Origin of the sequence: Streptomyces griseiscabiei, assembly GCF_020010925.1 — a bacterium.
GTDB classification, from domain to species: Bacteria; Actinomycetota; Actinomycetes; order Streptomycetales; family Streptomycetaceae; genus Streptomyces; species Streptomyces griseiscabiei.
The window spans coordinates 3,190,704-3,211,589 of the sequence record NZ_JAGJBZ010000002.1; the positions used below are offsets into that span (position 1 = coordinate 3,190,704).

12 protein-coding genes are annotated in these 20,886 nt (G+C 71.4%); 5 read left to right on the forward strand and 7 right to left on the reverse strand.

Going from position 1 to position 20,886, the window contains the following annotated elements; genetic code table 11:
• The 3 genes from J8M51_RS31110 to J8M51_RS31120 all read left to right on the forward strand — a co-directional run bounded on the left by J8M51_RS31110 (position 1) and on the right by J8M51_RS31120 (position 7,898).
• Complete coding sequence (locus J8M51_RS31110; RefSeq protein WP_143673202.1) at positions 1–555, forward strand: hypothetical protein; 555 nt, start codon at positions 1–3, stop codon at positions 553–555.
• 341 nt (positions 556–896) lie between these two features.
• Positions 897–7,097: a DNRLRE domain-containing protein gene (locus J8M51_RS31115; RefSeq protein ID WP_256964801.1), complete on the forward strand. Its 6,201-nt coding sequence runs from the start codon at positions 897–899 to the stop codon at positions 7,095–7,097.
• Between the two features lie 150 nt (positions 7,098–7,247).
• Positions 7,248–7,898 carry a GntR family transcriptional regulator gene (locus J8M51_RS31120; protein ID WP_086756128.1) on the forward strand — a complete coding sequence of 217 codons (651 nt, stop codon included), beginning with the start codon at positions 7,248–7,250 and terminating at the stop codon, positions 7,896–7,898.
• A gap of 13 nt (positions 7,899–7,911) precedes the next feature.
• Here the strand turns inward: J8M51_RS31120 and J8M51_RS31125 are convergent, their stop codons facing one another.
• The 4 genes from J8M51_RS31125 to J8M51_RS31140 are packed head-to-tail and all read right to left on the reverse strand — an operon-like array spanning position 7,912 to position 13,033.
• Positions 7,912–8,748 (reverse strand): ABC transporter ATP-binding protein, encoded by an 837-nt coding sequence (locus J8M51_RS31125; RefSeq protein ID WP_086756127.1) that lies wholly within the window; start codon positions 8,746–8,748, stop codon positions 7,912–7,914.
• Positions 8,745–10,532: a dipeptide/oligopeptide/nickel ABC transporter permease/ATP-binding protein gene (locus J8M51_RS31130; protein WP_256964799.1), complete on the reverse strand. Its 1,788-nt coding sequence runs from the start codon at positions 10,530–10,532 to the stop codon at positions 8,745–8,747. Before J8M51_RS31130 ends, J8M51_RS31125 begins: the two co-directional genes overlap by 4 nt.
• A complete protein-coding gene (locus J8M51_RS31135; RefSeq protein ID WP_086756125.1) occupies positions 10,529–11,470 on the reverse strand; it encodes an ABC transporter permease in 942 nt (313 codons plus the stop codon). Before J8M51_RS31135 ends, J8M51_RS31130 begins: the two co-directional genes overlap by 4 nt.
• A 9-nt stretch (positions 11,471–11,479) precedes the next feature.
• Positions 11,480–13,033 carry an ABC transporter substrate-binding protein gene (locus J8M51_RS31140; protein WP_086756124.1) on the reverse strand — a complete coding sequence of 518 codons (1,554 nt, stop codon included), beginning with the start codon at positions 13,031–13,033 and terminating at the stop codon, positions 11,480–11,482.
• Positions 13,034–13,427: 394 nt separating this feature from the next.
• On the opposite strand from J8M51_RS31140, the gene J8M51_RS31145 reads away from it, so the two are divergent.
• Positions 13,428–14,435, forward strand: coding sequence for a LacI family DNA-binding transcriptional regulator (locus J8M51_RS31145; RefSeq protein ID WP_216589421.1), 1,008 nt, complete (start codon positions 13,428–13,430; stop codon positions 14,433–14,435).
• Positions 14,436–14,589: 154 nt separating this feature from the next.
• On the opposite strand, the gene J8M51_RS31150 is transcribed toward J8M51_RS31145, so the two are convergent.
• From J8M51_RS31150 to J8M51_RS31160, 3 genes are all read right to left on the reverse strand, one after another.
• Complete coding sequence (locus J8M51_RS31150; protein ID WP_267299621.1) at positions 14,590–17,232, reverse strand: alpha-L-rhamnosidase; 2,643 nt, start codon at positions 17,230–17,232, stop codon at positions 14,590–14,592.
• A gap of 77 nt (positions 17,233–17,309) precedes the next feature.
• Positions 17,310–18,086, reverse strand: a complete 777-nt coding sequence (locus J8M51_RS31155) for an alpha/beta hydrolase (protein WP_216589419.1) — start codon at positions 18,084–18,086, stop codon at positions 17,310–17,312.
• Complete coding sequence (locus J8M51_RS31160; RefSeq protein WP_267299622.1) at positions 18,083–19,432, reverse strand: MFS transporter; 1,350 nt, start codon at positions 19,430–19,432, stop codon at positions 18,083–18,085. Before J8M51_RS31160 ends, J8M51_RS31155 begins: the two co-directional genes overlap by 4 nt.
• Before the next feature lie 319 nt (positions 19,433–19,751).
• Here J8M51_RS31160 and J8M51_RS31165 point away from each other — a divergent pair, with 319 nt between their 5' ends.
• Positions 19,752–20,789: a LacI family DNA-binding transcriptional regulator gene (locus J8M51_RS31165; protein ID WP_267299623.1), complete on the forward strand. Its 1,038-nt coding sequence runs from the start codon at positions 19,752–19,754 to the stop codon at positions 20,787–20,789.
• Positions 20,790–20,886: the final 97 nt, after the last annotated feature.

A 20,886-nucleotide genomic window follows, 5' to 3' on the forward strand; every position in this document is an offset into this window, starting at 1 on the left:
TTGGCACCTCGTAAGGCAACCGGCCGGTGCGCCTCCGCCCTGTTGACGGCCGTGCTGGCGACCGGCGTTCTCACCGGATGCGAGCTCGCGGACGCCGCCTCCGGCTCGGGTTGCGACGGGACCGGGAGCCGGGTGGGCGAGCTGAAGGCGTACGGCGTTCTCGACGCCCGGCCCCAGGGGACTGTCGTACCGAAGGGCTTCGAGAGCCTCGACGCCGGCTGCTGGGCGGACAGCGGCGAGGCGTGGCTGTATGCCGAGCGCACCTATGTCTTCCCCGGTGACAAGGCCGAGGTGACCCGGTTCTACAAGGCCGCGGCGGAGCGCGAAGGATGGCGGCTGTCCCGCGCCGGCGAGAAGTCCTCGAAGAAGGACCCGGCCGCGAACCTGTGCTTCACCCTCGGCGAGAAGGACGACTCGACGATCCTGGACGTCTATTTCCTGACCAAGACGATCCTCGAGGACGAAGAGAGCGAGCCCGGGCCCGAGTTCGACACCGGAGTCGGCTACCGCGTGTCCGTCACGTCCACGGCCGACGGTTCCGCGACCAGCTGCTAGGTCGTGTCCGCGAAGTCCCGCCTGCCCCGCGCACGACCTAGGACTGAGGCGGGCCCGGTCGCGCCTCGCGCGCGGCCCGGTGGCGCGGTGGGCAAGTCATCTGCTATCGGCCAACGTTGGCCGGAAGTGATCACTTGTCATGCAACGGATTGACTTCTGTAAGCACGCTGTGAAGATCGTCAGGTGCTTGCGGGAAGAACCCGCGACCGTTGCAAGGAGTGAGCTTGATAGCCACGTTCCTCAGAGCGGGCCGGAGGGCGGGCAGACCGTCCGTCCGGCCCTTCCTTCCTCCGGCCCGGCGAAGACGCCTCCGCTCGGTGGCGGCGACCGTCGTCCTGGCGATGGCGTTCGAAACCGCCCTGATCGCCGGAACCTCCACCGTCGCGGTCGGCCTGGGCCGTGAAGCCCCGGCCGCCGACCGGGAGAAGAAGGCGAAGGACCTCGGCGCCGCGACCGCCGGATCGGTGGCCGCAGCCCGACTGAAGGCGAAGATCCAGAACCGTCGGATCGAGGCGCTGGACGCCCGTACCGAGACCTCCACGGTGTACGTCGAGCCGAACGGCTCCGTGACCGAGGAGGCGTACGCCGGACCGATCCGGTTCCAGGACGACCAGGACCGATGGCAGGACATCGATGTCTCGCTGCGGAAGCTGTCGGACGGCGCGGTGGGCGCCCGAAAGCATCCGCACGGACTGCGCCTGGCCGGGAGGACCACGGCCCCCAAGGGGCTGAAGAGTGTCGGCGAGAGCACGGGTTCGGCCGGTGTGCCCCTGGTGACGCTGGAGGGCCGGACCGGGCAGCGGATGCGGCTCGGCTGGTACGGGGCCCTTCCCGCGCCGGTGATCGAGGGCGCGGAGGAGAACATCGCCCGCTACCGGAGCGCCCTCCCCTCGACCGACCTGCTGATCGAGTCGACGCGTACCGGATACGAGCAGTTCCTGGAACTGAAGGACCGTTCCGCCGTCGACGCGAGCGGCGCGATCACCTACAGCCTGACGGCCAAGGGCCTGACCGCGAAGGAGAACAAGGACGGCTCGGTCTCCTTCACCGATGGCAAGGGCAAGTCCGTCGGAGTCCTGCCGACCCCCGTGATGTGGGACGCCCAGGTGGACGCGAAGTCCGGTGAGCACAAGCGCACCGCCCCGGTCGGCGTGAAGGTGGCCCAGGACGGCGACACCGTCACCCTGACCCTGACCCCGGACGCGAAGTTCCTGGCCGACAGCGCCACACGGTTCCCGGTGACGATCGACCCCGCGATCAACGTGGGGTCCAGCTTCGACACCTTCGTCCAGGACGGCACCACCACCGACCAGTCCGCCTCCACGGACCTCAAGCTCGGCAACAACGGCTCCTCGCAGGTGGCGCGGTCGTTCCTGTCGTTCCCGATGAAGAACATCACGGGCAAGCAGGTCTCGGCGGCGAAACTGAACCTGTACGCGTACCACTCGTGGTCCTGCACCGCGAAGGCCTGGGAGGTGTGGTCCACCGGGGCCGCGAGCACCTCCTCGCGCTGGTCGGCCCAGCCGTCCTGGGGGACGAAACACGCCACCAGCACCCAGACCAAGGGCTTCTCCAGCGCCTGCGCCGACGGCTGGGTCAACGCCGACGTGACCTCCCTGGCCAAGGCGTGGGCGGCGGGCGGCAGCGCCACCAACCACCTCGGGCTGCGGGCCACGGACGAGACCGACCCGTACGGCTGGAAGCGGTTCTACTCCGGCAACGCCGCCTCGAACACGCCCTATCTGTCGGTGACCTACAACTCGGTTCCCGAACTGCCCACCCTGATCGCCCCGTTGAGCGCGGCGGCCACCAACGACACCACCCCGACGCTGGCGGCGAAGGCGCTGGACGGCGACGGCTCGCAGGTCACCCTCGACTACGAGGTGTGGACCTCCACCGGAACCGCCGCCCTGCGCACCGGCTCCAGCGCCGCGGTCGCCTCCGGCGCCCAGGCCAACTGGACCCCCGCAGCCCTCGCGGCCGGCTCCTACAAGTGGCGGGTCCGCGCCGGTGACGGTTCCGCCACCAGCGCCTGGTCGGCGTTCCGCACCCTGACCGTGGACACCGCCTCCCCGGCCGCGACCTCGGTCTCGTCGAGCGACTTCCCCGCCGGGCAGTGGTCCGGCACGCCCAACGGCAGCGGCGACTTCACCGGAAGCTTCACGCTCGCTCCGCCGTCGACGGACGTCAAGGAGGTCCAGTGGCAACTGGACGGCGGAGTCTGGCAGACGATCGCCACGACCGGCGCGACCGTGACGGCGAAGCCGGTGTTCCGCGCGGGCAGGCACACCCTGTCCGCCCGCACCAAGGACGCCGCGGGCAACGCCTCCGCCACCACCCCCTTCGTCTACTACGCCGGCTCGGGCGCGGCCCTGCTGACCCCGGCGCAGGGGGACCGGCCGGCACGGCGGACCGTGCTGTCCGGCCAGGGCAAGACCGCCGACACGGGGGTCCGCTACCAGTACCGGCGCGGTGAGACCGACAGCTGGAAGGACGTCCCCGTCGCCGATGTGCGCCGCAAGGCGGACAACGCGGCCGTCACCGCGTGGCCGGTGAAGGTGACCGGCGGGCTGCCGGAGGAGCTGGTGTGGAACATCACCGACACCCTCGCCGAGGACGGTCCGGTGGACATCCGCGCGGTCTTCACCGACGGCTCCAGCACCGACGCCTCCCCGGCCACCTCCGTCACCGTCGACCGTGACGCGGGCGCCGCACCGACCCAGGCCGCAGGCCCGGGCGACGTCAACATGCTCACCGGTGACCACACGCTCGCCGCGAGCGACGCCTCGGCGTTCGGCCTGACCGCCAACCGCACCGCCTCCTCACGCCGTCCGGCGGCCGGCGGGCAGCAGGAGGGGCAGGTCGCCGTCTTCGGTCCGCAGTGGACCGCGGGCGCCGCCGCCGAACTCACCGACTCCGAGTCGCTGTATCTGCGCAAGACGTCGGACACCTCGGTCGCGCTGGTGGACGTCGAAGGCGACGAGACCGGGTTCACCGCGACGAGCGGCGGCGGATGGAAGCCCGAGGAAGGGGCCGAGGCCCTGACCCTCACCGGCAGCCTCACGGGCTCCTTCACCCTGAAGGACACCGAGGGAACCACCTCGCAGTTCACCAAGATCGACGCGGCGGCGACGACCTGGCAGCTCTCCAAGAGCTCCCTCTCCACGGAGAACTCCACCACCTCGCTGTACTCGGAGAAGGTCACGGTGGGCGGCAAGATCCTGGCCCGCCCCAAGTACGTGATCGCGCCCTCGTCGGCGGTGAGCAACGAGACCTGCGCCAACGCCCCGTCCACCAAGGGCTGCCGCATCCTGGAGTACCAGTACGCCACCACGACCACGGCGAGCGGCGGCACGCTCGGCGACTACGCCGGACAGGTCCACCGCCTCCGCCTGTGGTCCACCGACCCGGGCGCGTCCACCGCGACCGCCACGGTCGTCTCCAGCTACGCGTACGACGCCTCGGGCCGGCTGCGTGAGCAGTGGGACCCCCGGATCTCCCCGGCGCTGAAGACGGCCTACACCTACGACAGCGCGGGCCGCGTGGTCACCCAGACCCCGCCGGGCGAGCTGCCGTGGACGTTCGAGTACGGCAAGGCGGGCGCCAGTTCGGTCGCGGGCGACGGCATGCTGCTGTCCGTGTCCCGGCCCACGCTGAAGCCGGGCAGCAAGGACGAGCCCGACGGCGGCAGGGCGGCCGTCTCCCTCGTCTACGACGTACCGCTCTCCGGCACCAAGGCGCCCAACCAGGTCTCCCCGGCCGATGCCAGGACCTGGGCCCAGACCGACACCCCCACGGACGCCACCGCCGTCTTCCCCGCCGACCAGGTGCCCGCCTCGCACAACGGCAACGACCTCGCCGCCGGCGACTACGACAAGGCGACCACCACCTACACCAACGCCTCCGGGCTCCAGGTCAACACCGGCCTGCCCGGACGGCATCTGACCACCACCCAGTACGACGCGTTCGGCAACGTCGTTTTCGAGTTGGGGGCCACCAACCGCGAACTCGCTCTCGGCAGCGAGGAGTACCAGGTCAACACCCAGAGCGAACTCGGCATCCTCTCCGATTCACCGGCCGAGCGCGCCCAGAAACTGGCCACCGTCGCGAAGTACTCCTCCGACGGCAGACGGCCGGTGGACCAGCTCGGGCCGCTGCACCTGGTCACCCTGACCAAGCAGCTCCAGGGCGACACCGACAGCCCCGACATCCCGGCCGGCACCCAGGTGCCCGCACGGGAGCACACCGTCACCCGGTACGACGAGGGCCGCCCCACCGACGGGTCCGCCCAGGTCATGGACCAGCCGACCACGACGGCCACCGGCGCCTTCGTCGAGGACTACCCGGCCGACGGCGACATCCGGACCAGCACCACCGGCTACGACTGGGCGAAGGGCCTGCCCACCAGCACGGTGACGGACCCCGGCGGGCTCAAGCTGACCCGCTCCTCCGCCTTCGACGCCCAGGGCCGCATCACCAGGAACAGCCAGCCCAAGTCCAACGGCACCGACGCCGCAACCGTGGTCTCCCGGTACTGGACCGCCGACGGCAGCGGAGCCTGCTCCGGCCGCCCCGAGTGGGCGGACCTGCTCTGCTCCAGCGGCCCGGCCGGAAAGATCACCGGCGGCGGCTCCAACCCCGATGAACTGCCCACCAAAACCCTCGAATACGACCGCTGGGGCAATGTCACCAAGGTCACCGAGACCGCCAACGGCGTGACCCGCACCACCGTCACCACCTACGACGCGGCCGGCCGCGGAAAGCAGATCCAGATCAGCGGCGGCGTCGGCACAGCCGTACCGACGCAGACCCTCACCTTCGACTCCGCCAACGGCCAGGTCGCCACCATGTCGGACGGCACCGGCACGGTCCGCCATGTCGCCGACAGGCTCGGCCGGGAGATCTCCTACGACGACGGCGCGGGCAATGTCACCCGCACCGAGTACGACGCCCGCGACCGCGTCACCAGGCGATCCGACTCGGCTCCCTCGGAGACGACGTACGACTACGACAGCCTGACCGGGCAGCCGACCCGGATGCACGACTCCGTCATGGGAGGCGTCGGTGACGTCACCGGCTCCTACGACTCCGACGGGCGCCTGTACAAGCAGAAGCTGCCCTGGAACATGGACGTGGAGTTCAACCTGGACCCCACCGGGGCCGAGACCTCGCGCTACTGGCACTGGGAGTCCGGCTGGACCGTCCAGGGCGAGTCGCTCAGCGAGAACATCCACGGCCAGGTCGTCTCCCGCACCACGTACACCGGCGGCGGCGCCTACCAGGAGTACACCTATGACGCGGCCGGCCGGCTGACCAAGGCCGACGACACCCAGACCGGTGTCACGACCCACCGCGGCTACGGCTTCGACGACAACACCAACCGCACGTCCCTGGTGACCACGGTCGACGACGTGGACGGAGGAGCGCCCACCAGCACGACGGTCGACTCCACCTACGACAGCGCCGACCGGCTGATCGCCACCGGCACCTCCTACGACGCCTTCGGCCGCACGACCACCCAGTCGAGCGGGGCCGAGAACGCGTACTACGCCAACGATCTGGTGCGCCGGATCACGGCGCGCGGCGAACGCACCACCTGGGGCCTCGACGCGGCCGGCCGCCTCGCCTCGTCCACGACGGAGAGCCAGGACGACAACGGCGCCTGGTCCACCACCGCGACCACACGCAACCACTACGGTGCGGACGGGGACAACCCCACCTGGATCGGCGAGGGCGACGACAAGATCACCCGGAACCTGTCCGACCTGACCGGTGGCCTCATCGCCACCACCGGCGCCACCTCCGCCGAGGTGGTCCTCCAGCTCGCCAACATCCACGGCGACATCGCCACCCGGATTCCCCTGGTGGACGCCACCACACCCGTCGTCAACAGCTACGACGAGTACGGCAACCTCCTCCCCGGGACGGACACGGCACGGTACGGCTGGCTCGGCTCGGAGCAGCGCTCGTCGGAGACCCCGAGCACGGTCACCCTCATGGGCGTCCGCCTCTACGACTCCGACTCCGGGCGCTTCCTCTCCGTCGACCGCATCGTCGGAGGCAACGCCAGCTCCTACGACTACTGCTTCGCCGACCCGGTCAACTGCTACGACATCAGCGGCAACTACAGCATCAACGGCCTCGTGCCCGAGGCCGCGATCTGCGCCCTGTTCCTGCTGTGGTGCGCGGACATGGCCTACATCACCTACTGGGCGCTCGGGGAGGCCAAGAAGAGGTACTCGAACGGGGCGAAGCAGAACGCCTACCGCCACTGCATCTGGCAGGCGATGCTGACCTGGGCGGTCGGCTCCACCCTCGCCAAGGCGCTCGGCAACGCCCATGAGAAGAACGCGGGCAGCTCCAAGGCCGCCAAGCGCGACTCCAAGGCCGACCAGTACAACAACAAGATCGGCAGAAGCATGGGAGGCAAGATCACGGCCTGGACGTACGGCAAGGCGAAGGAGACCGCCTGCCGCTTCTGCAAGGACAAGGTCAAGAAGCACAAGCTGAAGTCCAACGCCGCGGGCAAGACCTGGGTCTGACCGCGTCCGGCGGTCCTTGGGACCCGCCCGCGTGCGGGCATGCGCAGGACAGGGCGGGGTGGCGCGGAGGTCGCGCGCCACCCCGCCCTGCTGTATCGATCGCTGCGTTAACGTGGGCGGTGTCGGAGCCACCGTGAGGAGGGCGTGCCCATGTCGGTCGCCGTGTCGCAGGGACAGCCCTCCCTCGCGGAGCGGGCCTATCAGGTGCTGTGCGACCGCCTGGTGACGCTGAGGATCGCCCCCGGTACGCCCATCAACGACGAACAGGTCGCCGCCGAGCTGGGCGTGGGACGCACCCCGGTGCGCGAGGCCCTCAAACGCCTGGAGGCGGACCGACTCGTGGTGGCCTTTCCCCGGCGCGGCACCTTCGCCTCCGAGGTGCAGATCACGGACCTGGGCCATCTCACCGAGGTACGCCTCCAGTTGGAGCCTCTGGCCGCCGACTGCGCCGCACGCCGGGCCGGCCCGCGGGACCGCGCCGTACTGACCGGCCTGCTGGCCGAGTTGGACGCGGACCCCGGGCGGGAGGTCGGTGAACTCATCGAACTGGACCTGCGGTTGCACCGGGCGCTCTACGCCGCCACGGCCAACCCCTTCCTCTGTGACACGCTCGTGCGCTACGACAACCTGGCCACCCGCATCTGGTGCCTCTTCCTGGGCCGGCTGCCGGGGCTGGGCGGCCATGTGGTCGAGCACGGCCCGCTCCTGCGCGCCGTGCTGGCGGGCGACGGCGATCGCGCGGCGGGTCTGGCCGCCGACCATGTGAAGAGGTTCGAGACGGCGATCCGTTCCCTGCTCTGACCCCCGGTTCATGTCATGAGCGCGCTTCCACGCTCGGCCGCCGTTCGCGGCGGTGACGCTGGCCGATCGGGTCGGGGACGGGCGCGGCGGCCACCAGGCGTCGCGTGTACGGGTGTTGCGGCCGGTCGCACACATCGACGCTCGGCCCCTCCTCCACGATGCGTCCGTGCTGCAGGACCAGCGTGCGGTCCGCGAACTCCTTGACCACGGCGAGGTCGTGCGTGATGAACAGATACGCGCACCCGAGGGTGTCCTGGAGTTCGGTGAGGAGGCTCAGCGCGGCGGCCTGGGTGGTGACGTCGAGGGCGCTGGTCGGTTCGTCGCAGACGATGAGCCGGGGCTCGCGGGCGACCGCCCGGGCGATGGCGATGCGCTGGCGCTGACCTCCGCTGAACTGGGCCGGGTAGCGGTCGGCCGCGTCCTCGGGCAGCCCGACGCGGTGCAGCAGCCGGCCGATGCGCTCGCGGACCTCCCGGGGCGAGCTGTTCGAACCGGCGAGGAGGGGCTCCGCCAGGGTCCGGCCCACGGGCAGCGCGGGGTTGAGCGACCCGTAGGGGTTCTGGAAGATCGCCTGGAGGTCGGAGGCGAGCAGCCGGCGGGCCCGGCCGGTGAGGTGGGTGATGTCCCGCCCGTCGAGCAGGACACGCCCGCCGCCGACCGGGGTCAGGCCGAGCACCGCCCTGCCGATGGTGGTCTTGCCCGAGCCGGACTCGCCGACGAGGGCGACCGTCTCGGCCCGGCCGACCTCGAACGACACGTCCTCGATGACGGTGGTCGGCGGCTTGCGGAAGCCACGGCCGGGATAGCGGACGGCGAGGCCGTCGATCTGGAGTACGGGTGTTCCGGTCACGCGGTCCTGCCCTGGGTCTCGGTCTCGGTCGCGTCCTCGGCCCGCCCCTCGGCGCGGGCGATGCTGGGCGTGCTCGCGATGAGCTTCTTGGTGTACGGATGCCGGGGCCGGTAGAAGATGTCCTCGACCGTGCCCTCCTCCACGATCCGGCCGCGCTCCATCACGATCGCGCGGTCGCAGCTGTCGGCCACCACACCCAGGTCGTGGGTGATCAGCACGATCGCCATGCCGTGCTCGTCGCGCAGCGACCGCAGCAGATCCAGGATTCCCGCCTGCACGGTCACGTCCAGCGCGGTGGTGGGTTCGTCGGCGATCAGCACCTTCGGCGACCCGGCGAGCGCCATGGCGATGACCACGCGCTGGAGCATGCCGCCGGACAGCTCGTGCGGATGGCGGCGCGCCACGTCGTCCGGATCACGCAGCTGGACGCTGGTCAGCAGCTCGCGGATCCGCTGCCGGACGGCGTCCTTGCCGCCGTCCGCCTCGTCGCCGGTGCGCCGGATGACCTCGGCGAGCTGGGAGCCGATGGTGAAGTACGGGTCGAGCGCCACCATGGGTTCCTGGGAGACCAGGGCGATCTCACGGCCCCGGATCCGCCGCAGCTCCCGTTCCGGGAGGTCGCTGATACGGGTGCCGGACAGCCAGGCCGCGCCGCTCGTCACCGCTCCGCCCGGCGGGAGCAGCCCGAGCAGGGACAGCCCCGTGACCGTCTTTCCGCTGCCGGACTCGCCGACGAGACCGAAGATCTCACCGGGGCGGACCGTGAAGCCGATGTCGTCGACGACGGTGCGTGGCCCCCGCGCGGCGCCGAAGGCGATCGAGTAGTCCCGGACGGTCAGTACGGCCCCTTCCGGCGGAGTGGCGGTGACGGGGGGAGCCGCCGCGGGGACGGGCCGCCGTACCGTGCCGTTCGTGGCCTGCCGCCGGTCCTGTTCGAGGTCGCGCAGGCCGTCGCCGACGAGCCCGAAGGACAGTGACATCAGACCGATGACACCACCGGAGACGAACAGCAGATAGGGGTCCTGCTGCATGATCTGCGCGGCCTCGCCGACCATGCCGCCCCAGCTCGGGGCGGGTGCCGGGGTGGCCAGCCCGAGGAAGCCGAGGCCGGTCTGGATGGCGAGGGCGTTGCCGGAGAAGAGGAAGACCGGGACCAGCAACTGCCCGGTCAGCCGGGGGAGGATGTGCCGGGCCATGATCCGCGCCGGGCCGAGCCCGGAGACCCGGGCGGCGTCCACGAACAGTTCCTCGCGCAGCGCCAGACACGAGCTGCGGATGATCCGGGCGAGGCCGGCCGAGGCGAAGAACCCCAGGGTGAGCATGGCGGCGACATTGCTCTGGTAGAAGATCGCGAGCACGGCGAGCGTGATGATGACCGCGGGAACCGAGAGCATCACGTCCAGCACGGCGACGATGATCCGGTCGGTCCAGCCGCGCAGATAGCCGGCCAGCACCCCCAGCGTCATCCCGACGAAGGCGTAGACGAGTACGGCGGCCGCCACACCGAGCAGGGTCGGCCGCCCGCCGTACAGCAGCCGGCTGAGCACATCGCGGCCGAGGACGTCGGTGCCCAGCGGATGGGCCGCCGACGGCCCGGACAGGATGTGCTGCAGGTCCTGCGCCAGCGGTGGGCGCGGCGCCAGGAGCGGGGCGAGGATCACGGCGACCGTGATGCCGACGACCACGAGGAGCGCCGTGGCGGTGACGGGGCGGCGGCGTATTCCGGCGAAGGGGTTGTTCCTCGCCCGTGATCGCGGCTTCACAGATGCCTCGACAGTGGTCATTCCGTCCGTACCTTCGGGTTGAGGAGGCTGTAGAGGACGTCCACGAGGAGGTTCACCACGATCACCATGGCCGTGAACGTGAGGGCGAGGCCCTGCACGACCGGCAGATCGTGCTGGTTGGTCGCCTCCACGACCGTGGTGCCCAGACCGGGCAGGGTGAAGACGTTCTCGACGAGGATCGTGCCGGGGATGAAGGTGATCATCATCAGGCCGATGGTGGTCACCACCGGCAGTCCGCAGCCCCGCAGGGCGTGCTTCCAGATGATCGACGCGGGTCCGATGCCGGAGGCCCTCAGCGTTCTGATGTGGTCGAGGCCGAGGGTGGTCAGCATCGCGTCGCGGGTGACCTTGGAGATGAACGCGACCCCGCCGATCGCGAGCGAGATCACCGGCAGTACGAGGCCGTTCGCCCAACTCCCCGGCGATTCGGCGAAGGGCGTGTACCCGGTCGCGGGGAAGAACGCGAACTTCACGGCGAACACGGCTACCAGCAGCAGCGCGATCCAGAAGTTCGGCACCGCGCTGCCCAGCAGCGACACGACGTCGAACACCCGCCGGCTGACCCGGCCCCGGGTCGCGCTGAACACCCCGAGCACCACGCCGACCACGGTCGCGAGGACGGTCCCGCCGATCACCAGCGCCAGGGTGACCGGCAGGCGTTGCCCGATCAGCCCCAGCACCGACTCACCGGAGAACAACGAACTGCCGAGATCACCGCGCACGGCGTCCTGGAGGTACAGCCAGTACTGCACGACGACCGGCTGGTCGAGATGCATCGCGGCCCGCAGCGCGTCGTACTGCTCCGGCGTCGCGTTGATGCCGAGGAGGGTGCGTGCCGGGTCTCCCGGCACGAACGACTCCAGGAGGAAGGTGATCGCCGAGACGATCACCAGCAGCGGCACGGACAGCGCCAGCCTGCGGAGAATGATGGGAAGCATCGGCCCTCGTCAGCGGGTGGTCCACAGGGTGTTGGAGGTCAGCTGAGCGCCGCCCTCCGGGAACTTCACCCCGTCGAGCTTGCTGTTGAACAGGGCGATCGTGTCGGTGCCGGACACCGGCAGCGCGAGCGCCTTGCGCGCGATCACGTCGGTGAGGTCCACCGACGCCGCCGCGCTGGACTTCGGGTCCGCCGCGGCGAGCCGGGCGTACGCGGCGTCGACGTCCGGGTCGGCCACACCGAAGACGTTCATGATGCCCGTCTTGGTGAACGGCGGCTGCTGGGCGTAGAAGTTGGCCTCGCCGCCGGTGCCGGGGGACAGGACGGTGGCCGCGTACTTCTTCGTCAGCAGGTCGTTGATCCAGCCGCCGAAGTTGGTCGCCGCCCGCAGCTTCAGCCTGACGCCCACCTGGGCGAGCTGGTCCTGCACGGCCTGGACCAGCTTGGTCGTCGAGGGGTCGAACGACCCGTAGTTCACCGGGATGGTGAGCCCCTTCTCGTACCCCGCCGCCTTCAGCAGGCTCTTGGCCTTGGCGGGGTCGTAGGGGTACATCTTCGCGGCCACGGTGCTGTAGCCGTCGTACCCGGGCATCTGCGGCTGCGAGACGGGGGTTCCGTAGTCCCCGTAGACCGCCTTGGTGATCGCGGCGCGGTCGACGGCGAAGTTCAGTGCCTGGCGCACCCGTTCGTCGCCCAGGCCCTTGACGACGGTGCCGTCGCGGTCGAGGAGGAACAGGCCGGCCCAGGTGGTGGGCTTCTGCAGCGTGGTGATCGCCTTGTCGCCCTTGACGGTCGGCGCCACGTCCGGGGTGCCGTACATGAGGTCGATCTGCCCGGACCTCAGGGCCTGGACCTGGGAGTTGACGTTCGGCATCACCCGGACGGTGATCTTCTTGAAGTGGATCGCGGACTTGTCGTAGAAGTTCTTGTTCGGGACGTAGACGTAGTGGTCGCCGGAGACGGACTGCTTGGCGTCGTACACGTACGGTCCGGCGCCGAAGGTGGTGGAGGCGAGCTTCTTCGGGGACCTGAGCCCGGCCGGGCTGATGACGGCACCGCCCATGTACGCCGGGGTGAACAGGGTGCCCATGTCGGGGTTGGGCGTCGGGCTGGTGACCAGCACGGTCGAACTGTCCGGTGCGGAGAAGGTCAGCGGGCGGAACCAGGCGACGGTGGGTCCGCTGCCCTTCTGGAAGTACTTGAAGGAGTCGATGACGGCGGCGGCGGTGACCGGGGTGCCGTCGGCGAACTTCACGCCCTTGCGCAGGCGGAGTTCGAACGTGGTGTTCTTCTTCCCCACGTAGCCCCACTTGTCGGCCAGGCCTGCCCCGAGGTCGCCGTTCGCCTCGCGGGTCAGCAGCGTCGCGTAGGCGGGATCCATGTAGTTGAGGAACGGCCCGACGGCGACCTGGGCAGGGTCCAGGCTGTTGGGCGCGGAGGACAGGGCGATGGTCAGGTCCACCGGGCCGGCGCTGCCACCGCCGGTCTGTCCGCCTCCGCAGGCGGCGAGCGTGAGCGTGGCCACCGCGCAGATCGAGGCCTGGAGTGCGGTTCTTCTCTTCATCGAGGGTCTCCGGAAGAAAGGGCGAGCCGAGAGCTAGAGGTCGCGAAGGAGGGTCACCGGGGCGGGCTGCCCGGTGCGGGGATTTGCGAGTGTTCAGGTGACGGTCCGGCGTGCGGGGCCGGCGGACGCGGAGGGCGCCGCGCGGGCCGATGCCGCGTGGTGCGGGGGCCGCGGGCGCCACGAGGGGCCCGGAGGATCACTCCGTCTCGTGGGCGCCGTGGGCCGTCTGCTTCAATGTCGGCGATCGGAAGGGCCGGTGGGGCGTCCCCTCGCACAACCTCAGGACGTGACTACTTTGAGTAGCTTTAACGTGTCGCTAACACGTTAAAGTGGATGCCCGTAAACTAACTGTGTCTCCTGCGTCGCGCAAGAGGTTCGTGGAAGGTGGTTGTCGATGGCACCGCGAAGCGGGAGAGTGACGAGCGCGGATGTGGCCCGCGAGGCGGGTGTGTCACGGGCGACGGTCAGCTTCGTCCTCAACAACACCGCCCATCAGAAGATCACCGACGCCACCCGTCAGCGGGTGCTGGAAGCGGCCGACCGGCTCGGCTACGCCCCGTCGGCCGCGGCGCGGACCCTTCGGTACGGGCGATCGGACGTGGTGCTCGGCCTGCTGCCGGACTGGCCGCTCGGCCATGCCACCGGTCGGCTCATCCAGGAGCTGACGCTTGCGTTCGCGAAGCGCAATCTCACCTTCGTGGTGCACTCCGGGATCCGCGGCGCCCGCTCGCTCGGTGAGATCTGGAAGGCCCTCACACCGGCCGCCGTGCTGGCCTTCGCGCCGTTCTCCGACTCCGACGCCCAGGCGATGCGCGCCGCCGGCGTCGAGGTGATCGCCGCCCTGTACGACGACAAGGGGTTCGGCGGCGACGAGGGCATCACCAGCGCGAACGCGATCGGCGCAGTCCAGGCCCGTCATCTGGCCGTCTCCCACCGGCGCCTCGGGTACGCCTACCCCGACGACGAACGGGTCGCCGTCTTCGCCAGGCCCCGGCTGGAGGGTGTCCGCAAGGTCTGTGCCGAACTGGGACTGCCCGAACCCGACGTCCGCACAATCCCGTTGACCCCCGGCGCCGCCGCCGACGCCGTACGGTCCTGGCTCGCGGCCGAGCCCCGGGTGACCGGCATCTGCGCGTTCAACGACGACGTGGCCATGAGCGTGCTCGCCGGTCTGCGGCACCTCGGACTCGAAGCCCCCCGCGACATGGCGGTCGTCGGCGTCGACGACAGCCCCGCCGCCGCGGTGTCGCACCCGCCGCTGACCAGCGTCGTCCAGGACCTCCCCGGCATCGCCGAGCTGTACGCGGACTCGGTGCGCGCCGCACTCGACGGCGCCCGGTTCCCGGGCGACGGGGGCCTGTCGGAGCCGCGCGTCCGCCTGGAGGTCCGCGCGTCGGCGTGACCCCGTGCGGACGGACCCGTACGCACGGGGAGGCCCCGCGCACGAGGAAAGGCGGCCCGCCGCGTGTCAGGGAGCGGCGGGCCGCCGACTGTGGGCCCCCGGGTCTCGGGACCGGGAGCGCGGGAGCCTGCTCCGACAGGCTCCGGTGGTGGCCTCAGGGGCGGGTGACCGGACGCAGGGACAGCACATGGCTGCCGGACGCGAGGCCGTCGACGGGCTCGGCGGGGTGCCAGCCCTCGGGCGCGCTGAACCGTCCGCCGGTGCCGGGCGGGAGCACGGCCTTCACGGTCAGGGTGTCCCCGTCGAGCGACCAGGCCACGGACGCGATGCCGTACGGGGTGACGACCGAGGCCTCGGCGGAGGTGAGCGTGGCACCGGGGCGCGGGGCGATCTCCAGCGTGCGGTAGCCGGGCGAGAGGGGCCGCAGACCGGCCACGGAACGGTAGAGCCAGCCGGCGACCGCCCCGTAGGCGTAGTGGTTGAACGACAGCATCGTGCCGGCCTTCTCCACGTCCACGGTCCCGTCCGGGCGGACGGCGTCCCACCGCTCCCACATGGTCGTGGCGCCACGGTCGACCTGGTAGAGCCAGCCCGGACACTCGGGGTTGAGCAACAGCGCGTACGCCTCGGCCACATGGCCCGCGTCGCCGAGGGCCGGCAGCACGAACGGCGTCCCCAGGAAACCCGTGGCGACACGGCCGCCGCCCGCGCGCACCAGTCCCGCCAGGGCCCTGCCCACGTCGGCGCGTTCGGCGGCGGGCACGAGGCCGAAGACCAGCGCGAGCGCACAGCCCGTCTGGGTGGTCCGGGCGTGGTCGCCCCACTTGCGCCAGGCGGCCCCGGCGGTACGCCGGTGCAGGGACGCGTACCGCTCGGCGTCGTCGGCGTGGCCCAGTTCGCGGGCCGCGTCGGCGAGCAGCCGGGCGCTGTGCGCGACGAACGCGGTGGCCACATAGCCGGAGTCGGTGGTGGCGCGTGCCGGGTCCTCCGGCGGCGCGGAGGGGTCCAGCCAGTCACCGAGCTGCGCGTTGCCGCTCCAGGTCCCGTCCTCGTCCAGACGGCCGACGGTGAACTCGACCCAGGCCCGCATCGCCGCGTAGTGGCGCTCCAGCATGCCGGGCCGGCCGTACGCCTCGAAGAGCGCGGTGGGCACGACCGTGGCGGCGTCGCCCCAGCCGGCCGCCGAACCGGCGTACGGCAGCTCGGTGGGCGGGAGTTCGCCGAGCGGCACATCGGGGATCACCAGCGGGACCGCGCCGTCCGGCCGTTGCCGGCCGCGGAGGTCGGTGAGCCAGCTGTCGAGGAAGGAGCCGCTGTCGAACGTGGCGCACGCGGTGGGGGCGAAGGCCATGATGTCGCCGGTCCAGCCGAGCCGTTCGTCGCGCTGCGGACAGTCCGTGGGCACCGCGAGGAAGTTGCCGCGCTGGGAGCGTACGACGTTGGCGTACAGGGTGTTCACCCGCTCGTCGGAGCAGCTGAACGAGCCGATACGACGGAGGTCGCTGGCGACGACCTCGGCCTCGACGGTCTCCACGGTCACACCGGGGGAGGTGACGATCTCGGCGTACCGGAAGCCGTGGAAGGTGAACTCCGGGATCAGGTCGGCCGGTCCGCCGGCCAGGGTGTACCGGTCGGTGGCGCGGGCGCCGCGCAGGATGCTGGTCAGCAGCCGCCCGTCGCCGTCGAGGATCTCGGCGTGCCGGACGGTGACGGTGCCGCCCGGCGGCCCGTCGACGCGCAGGCGCAGCCATCCGGTGAGGTTCTCTCCCGCGTCGACGGCGATGGTGCCGTCGGGCAGAGCGCTCCGCCGGGGCCGGAGGACCTGGACGACCCGCACGGGCGGGTGGGCCCGCTGTGCCAGCCCCTGGGGCAGGGGCAGGACGGAGACCGGTTCCCAGGCGTGGTCGGCGAAGCCCGGCAGCTGCCAGCCGTCGGGTTCGAGGCGCAGATCGCGTTCGCAGCCGTCGTACAGGTCGGCCGCCAGCAGTTCGCCGTATCCGCCCTTCCAGTGCCGGTCGGTGGTGACCGTGAGCCTGGTGCCGTCGGCCAGGTCGACTTCGAGCTGGGCGAGCAGGGCCGTGGTGTCGCCGTAGACGTCGCGGTTCTTGTGCCAGGTGAGGTGGCCGCGGTACCAGCCGTCGCCGACCGCGGCCGACAGGGCGTTCGCGCCGGGGCGGAGCAGGGCGGTGACGTCGTAGGTGGCGTAGAGCAGCCGGTCGGGGTAGTGGGTCCAGCCCGGTTCCAGCAGATCGGCGGAGACGGGACGGCCGTTGACCGCCGTGCGGTGCACCCCGAGCGAGGTGACGTACAGGCGCGCGGACACCGGCTCCGCCGGGAGGTGGAACTCCCGGCGGAGCAACGGCACGGGGCCGGGGGAGGTACGGCCCCGGTCCTCGGGGAGATGGACGGGGCGGGCCGCCCAGTCCACGTCGTCGAGCAGGGCGGCCTCCACCCGGGCGGGCTCGCTCCACGGCGTCCGGCCGAGGTCGGTGCGGACACGGACCCGCCAGTACCGGGTCTCGCGACTGGCCAGCGGCTGGGCCGGCCACGGGTGGTCGGTGACCGTGTCGGCCGCGGTCTCGCCGCTGGACGTGGCGGCGGCGAAGGACGGATCGGCCGCCACCTCGATCTCGTAGGCGTGCTGGAGGACGCCGGGACGCTCGCCGGTCAGCGACCAGGAGAGGCGCGGCATGGCGTGCGGGGTGGCGACGAGACCGGAGTCGTCCGCGGTGCGCAGGCCGGTGACGGAGGTCGTGGTGTCCGTCGGGTCCGGTGCCGTCGGGGCCGGAGAGTTCATCGGGTTCACGGGGGTCCCGGGATTCACGCGGTTCCCGGAATTCACGCGGTGCACGGGGTTCACGGGGCTCGTCGGGTTCATCGCTGGAGGTGCTCACGGAAGAAGCGCAGCGTGGACTCGTGCAGCGTGGTGCGGTGGGGGACGGATCCCCAGGCGTGGTCCGCGCCCGCCACGACCTCCAGCTCCGCGTTCCCGTCGTAGTGGTCGAGATAGCGGCGTACGTACTCCAGGGGCGCGATGTCGTCCATGTCTCCGTGCAGGATGTGGACCGGCCCGGTGTACGCGCCGGACCGTCCGTAGACGTCCAGGCCGGCGATGTCCTCGACGAGGGCGGCACTCATCCGGTGGCCGCCGGTGTCGACGTAGCCCTTCTCCGCGATCTCCGGAGCGAGCGGGCGGCCCTTGAGGTGGCCGCCGCCGATCTCGAAGGGGGCCACGGCGGCCGGGGACCACAGACACAGCGCGCCGATCCCGGTCTCCTCGGCGGCCGTGATCCCGGCGACCACACCGCCCATGCTCATACCGACCAGGCCGATGCGGTCGGGATCCACGAAGTCGAGGGTGCGGACCGTCCGCAGGACCGCGCGGGTCTCGGCGATCTCACCGGTGATGGTGACGTCGAAGAAGTCGCCGTCGCTCTCCCCGTGGCCGGAGAGGTCGAAGCGGACGGAGGCGATCCCCTCGGCCGCGAGCAGGCGGGACATGGCGACGAAGTTCGGCAGTTCGAGCCGGTTGGAGGTGAAGCCGTGGACGAACACCACGGTCGGACGGCGGGTCCCCGCCGGTGCTTCGGGGATGTGCAGCGTGGAGCGCAGCGTCAGCCCGTTGTGCTGGAAGTCGTGATGCCGGATCAAGGGACAGCCTTTTCGGTCGTTGCGGGAGTGGGAGTGCCGCTCTGGCCGGCGGGCCGGGGCCGGTCGGCGGGCCCGGGCCGGGCGGTGTCGGCGGGCGCCTCGGACCGGGCGGCCCCGGGCAGGCGTGGCACCCAGAGGAGGCCGATGACCGCCGAGACCACGGTGACGCCGAGGAGCAGGCCGAAGAACAGCTCGGTGTGGCCGAGGGCGAAGGCGGGGGTGGCCAGCGCGGCGAGTCCGGCGACGGCCCGGGTGAAGGCCATGGTCACGCCGGTCGCGGTGGCCCGCAGCAGGGTGGGGAAGAATTCCTGGGACCAGATCTTGTAGATGGCCTCGCCGGCGAAGGAGTTGCCGAGGCCGGAGACCAGCATGACGGCGACCAGGGTGACTTCGCCGGGTCCGAACAGCGCGGGCAGGGACCAGGCGACGACGAGCAGGGCGGTGCCCGCGGCGAACCAGGCGTGCCGGGCGGGCCGGTCCACCGCGCGCATGAACACCAGGCCCGCGGCGAAGCCCACCGGGAGTCCGAGGAGCGTCAGTTGTGAGTACCGGGCGACCTCCCCGTGGGCCAGCGCGGTCCACAGGAAGGTGCCGAACTGGCCGAGGGTGTTCGCGCCGAGGTTCCAGGTGGCGTAGTAGAGGCCCGTCGCGAGCAGCGCGTGGACGGTGGGTGCGCGGAACAGGTCCCGGACCCGGCCGAACTCGATGCTCCCGGCAGCGGAGTCCGGACGCGTGTCGGCGGCCCGGCGGGCGGCGGTCCACTCGGCCGACTCGCGCAGTGTCAGGCGCAGCAGCAGCACGACGACGGCGACGGCCAGCAGATGGGCGAAGAGGATACGGCCGCCGAGCATGCCCCGCGCTCCCATGAAGGAGCTGAGCAGCAGTACGGCCACGATGCCGGCGAGCCAGAGCATGCCGGAGAACACCACCATCGTGCCCTTCCTGCCGGGCGGCGCCTCCTCGTTGACGAGCGCCAGCGACACGGGCAGATCCGCGCCGATGGCCAGGCCGGTGGCCACGACCCCCGCGAACAGCAGGACGGGGCTCGCCGCCACCAGGAGCAGCAGGACACCGGCCGCGTACAGGACGAGCGAGCAGGTGAAGACCGTCCGGCGGCCGAACCGGTCCCCGAGCCGTCCGCCGAACAGAGCGCCGACGGCGAACGCCAGGGTCTGCAGCCCCAGCAGGAGTCCGATGGTCCCGGGGTCGAGTCGCAGGGGTGCGGCGTAGTAGCCGCCGATGGCGATGCCCGACGTCACCAGAGCGGCGGCATCGAGGTAGGAGGCCATGCCGGCGAGCGTCGCGGTCTTCCAGGGATTGCTCGTGGTGTCGGTCGTGCCGGGCATGGGTCCTCTTCGCTGAGTACCGGGGACGGGACGGGGACGGGGCGGGGGTAGGGATGGGGATGGGGTCGTGGTCGGGGACGGGGACGGTGGGGACGTACGGACCTGATGAGGCGCGAGGCCGGGAGCGAGGGCCGCGTACGGCTGCCGAATTCGACTACCGACCGTTACTTAATCGCGCCACTTAAACGTGTAGGTTGACTGAGCGGGTAAGCTAGCCCGCGATCGTCGGGTTTGGCAAGAGGTCTGTCGGAGCCCGTGGATCCGTCGGATGCCGTCGGAGGGGTGGGGGCGCATGGCCGGGACGTCCAGAGGCGGACGGGTGACGAGCGGGGACGTCGCGAAGGAAGCCGGAGTCTCGCGGGCGACGGTCAGCTACGTCCTCAACGACACCCCGCACCAGAAGATCGCCGAGGCCACCCGCCGCCGGGTCTGGGAGGCCGCCGCCCGGCTCGGCTACGCGCCCTCGGCCGCCGCGCGCGCCCTGCGCACGGGCCGTTCCGACATCGTGCTCGGCGTACTGCCGGACTGGCCGATCCAGCATGTGCTCGGCCGGCTCATCCAGCAGCTGACCAACGCCTTCGCCGAACACGAACTCACCTTCCTCGTGCACTCGTCGGCGCGGCCGGCCCGGCCGCTGCGGGAGGTCTGGAAGGCCCTGACACCCGCCGCGGTCCTCGCCCTGAACGAGTTCCCCGAGGCGGAGGCCGAGGCGATGCGCGCGGTCGGCATCCAGGTCGTCATGACGATGCACGGCGCGGCCCCCGGAGGCGCCCGGTCCCCGCTGGCCGCACCCCTGGTGGCCGAGGAGCCGATCGGCGCGCTGCAGGCCCGCCATCTCGTCGACACGCACCACCACCGGCTCGGCTACGCCTACCCGGACCTGCCCCGCCTCGACGTCCTGGCCCAGCCCCGGGTGGACGGCGTCCGGCGGGTCTGCGCGGAACGCGGCCTTCCGGAGCCCGACGTCCGCACCGTCCCGCTGGAGCTGAACGGCGCCATGGAGACGGTGAAGGCCTGGCTCGCCGCCGATCCGCCGGTGACCGGGATCTGCGCCTTCAACGACGACATCGCCATGGCGGTGCTGCTGGCCCTCCAGGCCCTCGGGCTGCGCGCCCCGCAGGACCTCGCCGTGATCGGGGTCGACGACATCCCTGGCTCGGCCCTGCTGCGACCGGCACTGACGACGGTCGTCCGGGACACCGAGACCCTCGCGCGCGGGCTGGCCCGCCGGGTCGTGGACGCGCTCGACCAGGGCCTCGGCCATCACCACGACCCCGACCGCGGCCTCGACGAGCCGTCGGCCCGCCCCCGCCCTGTCGAGGATCCGCTGAGGATCGAGGTGCGGGACTCGACCTGAGGCGAGGCTCGGGGGCGCGGGGAGCTGTGCGACCGGCCCTCGCCGGTCCCGAGCCGAAGCCGGGGGCTGTGGCGTCGTGCCCCCGGCGGCTCACTGC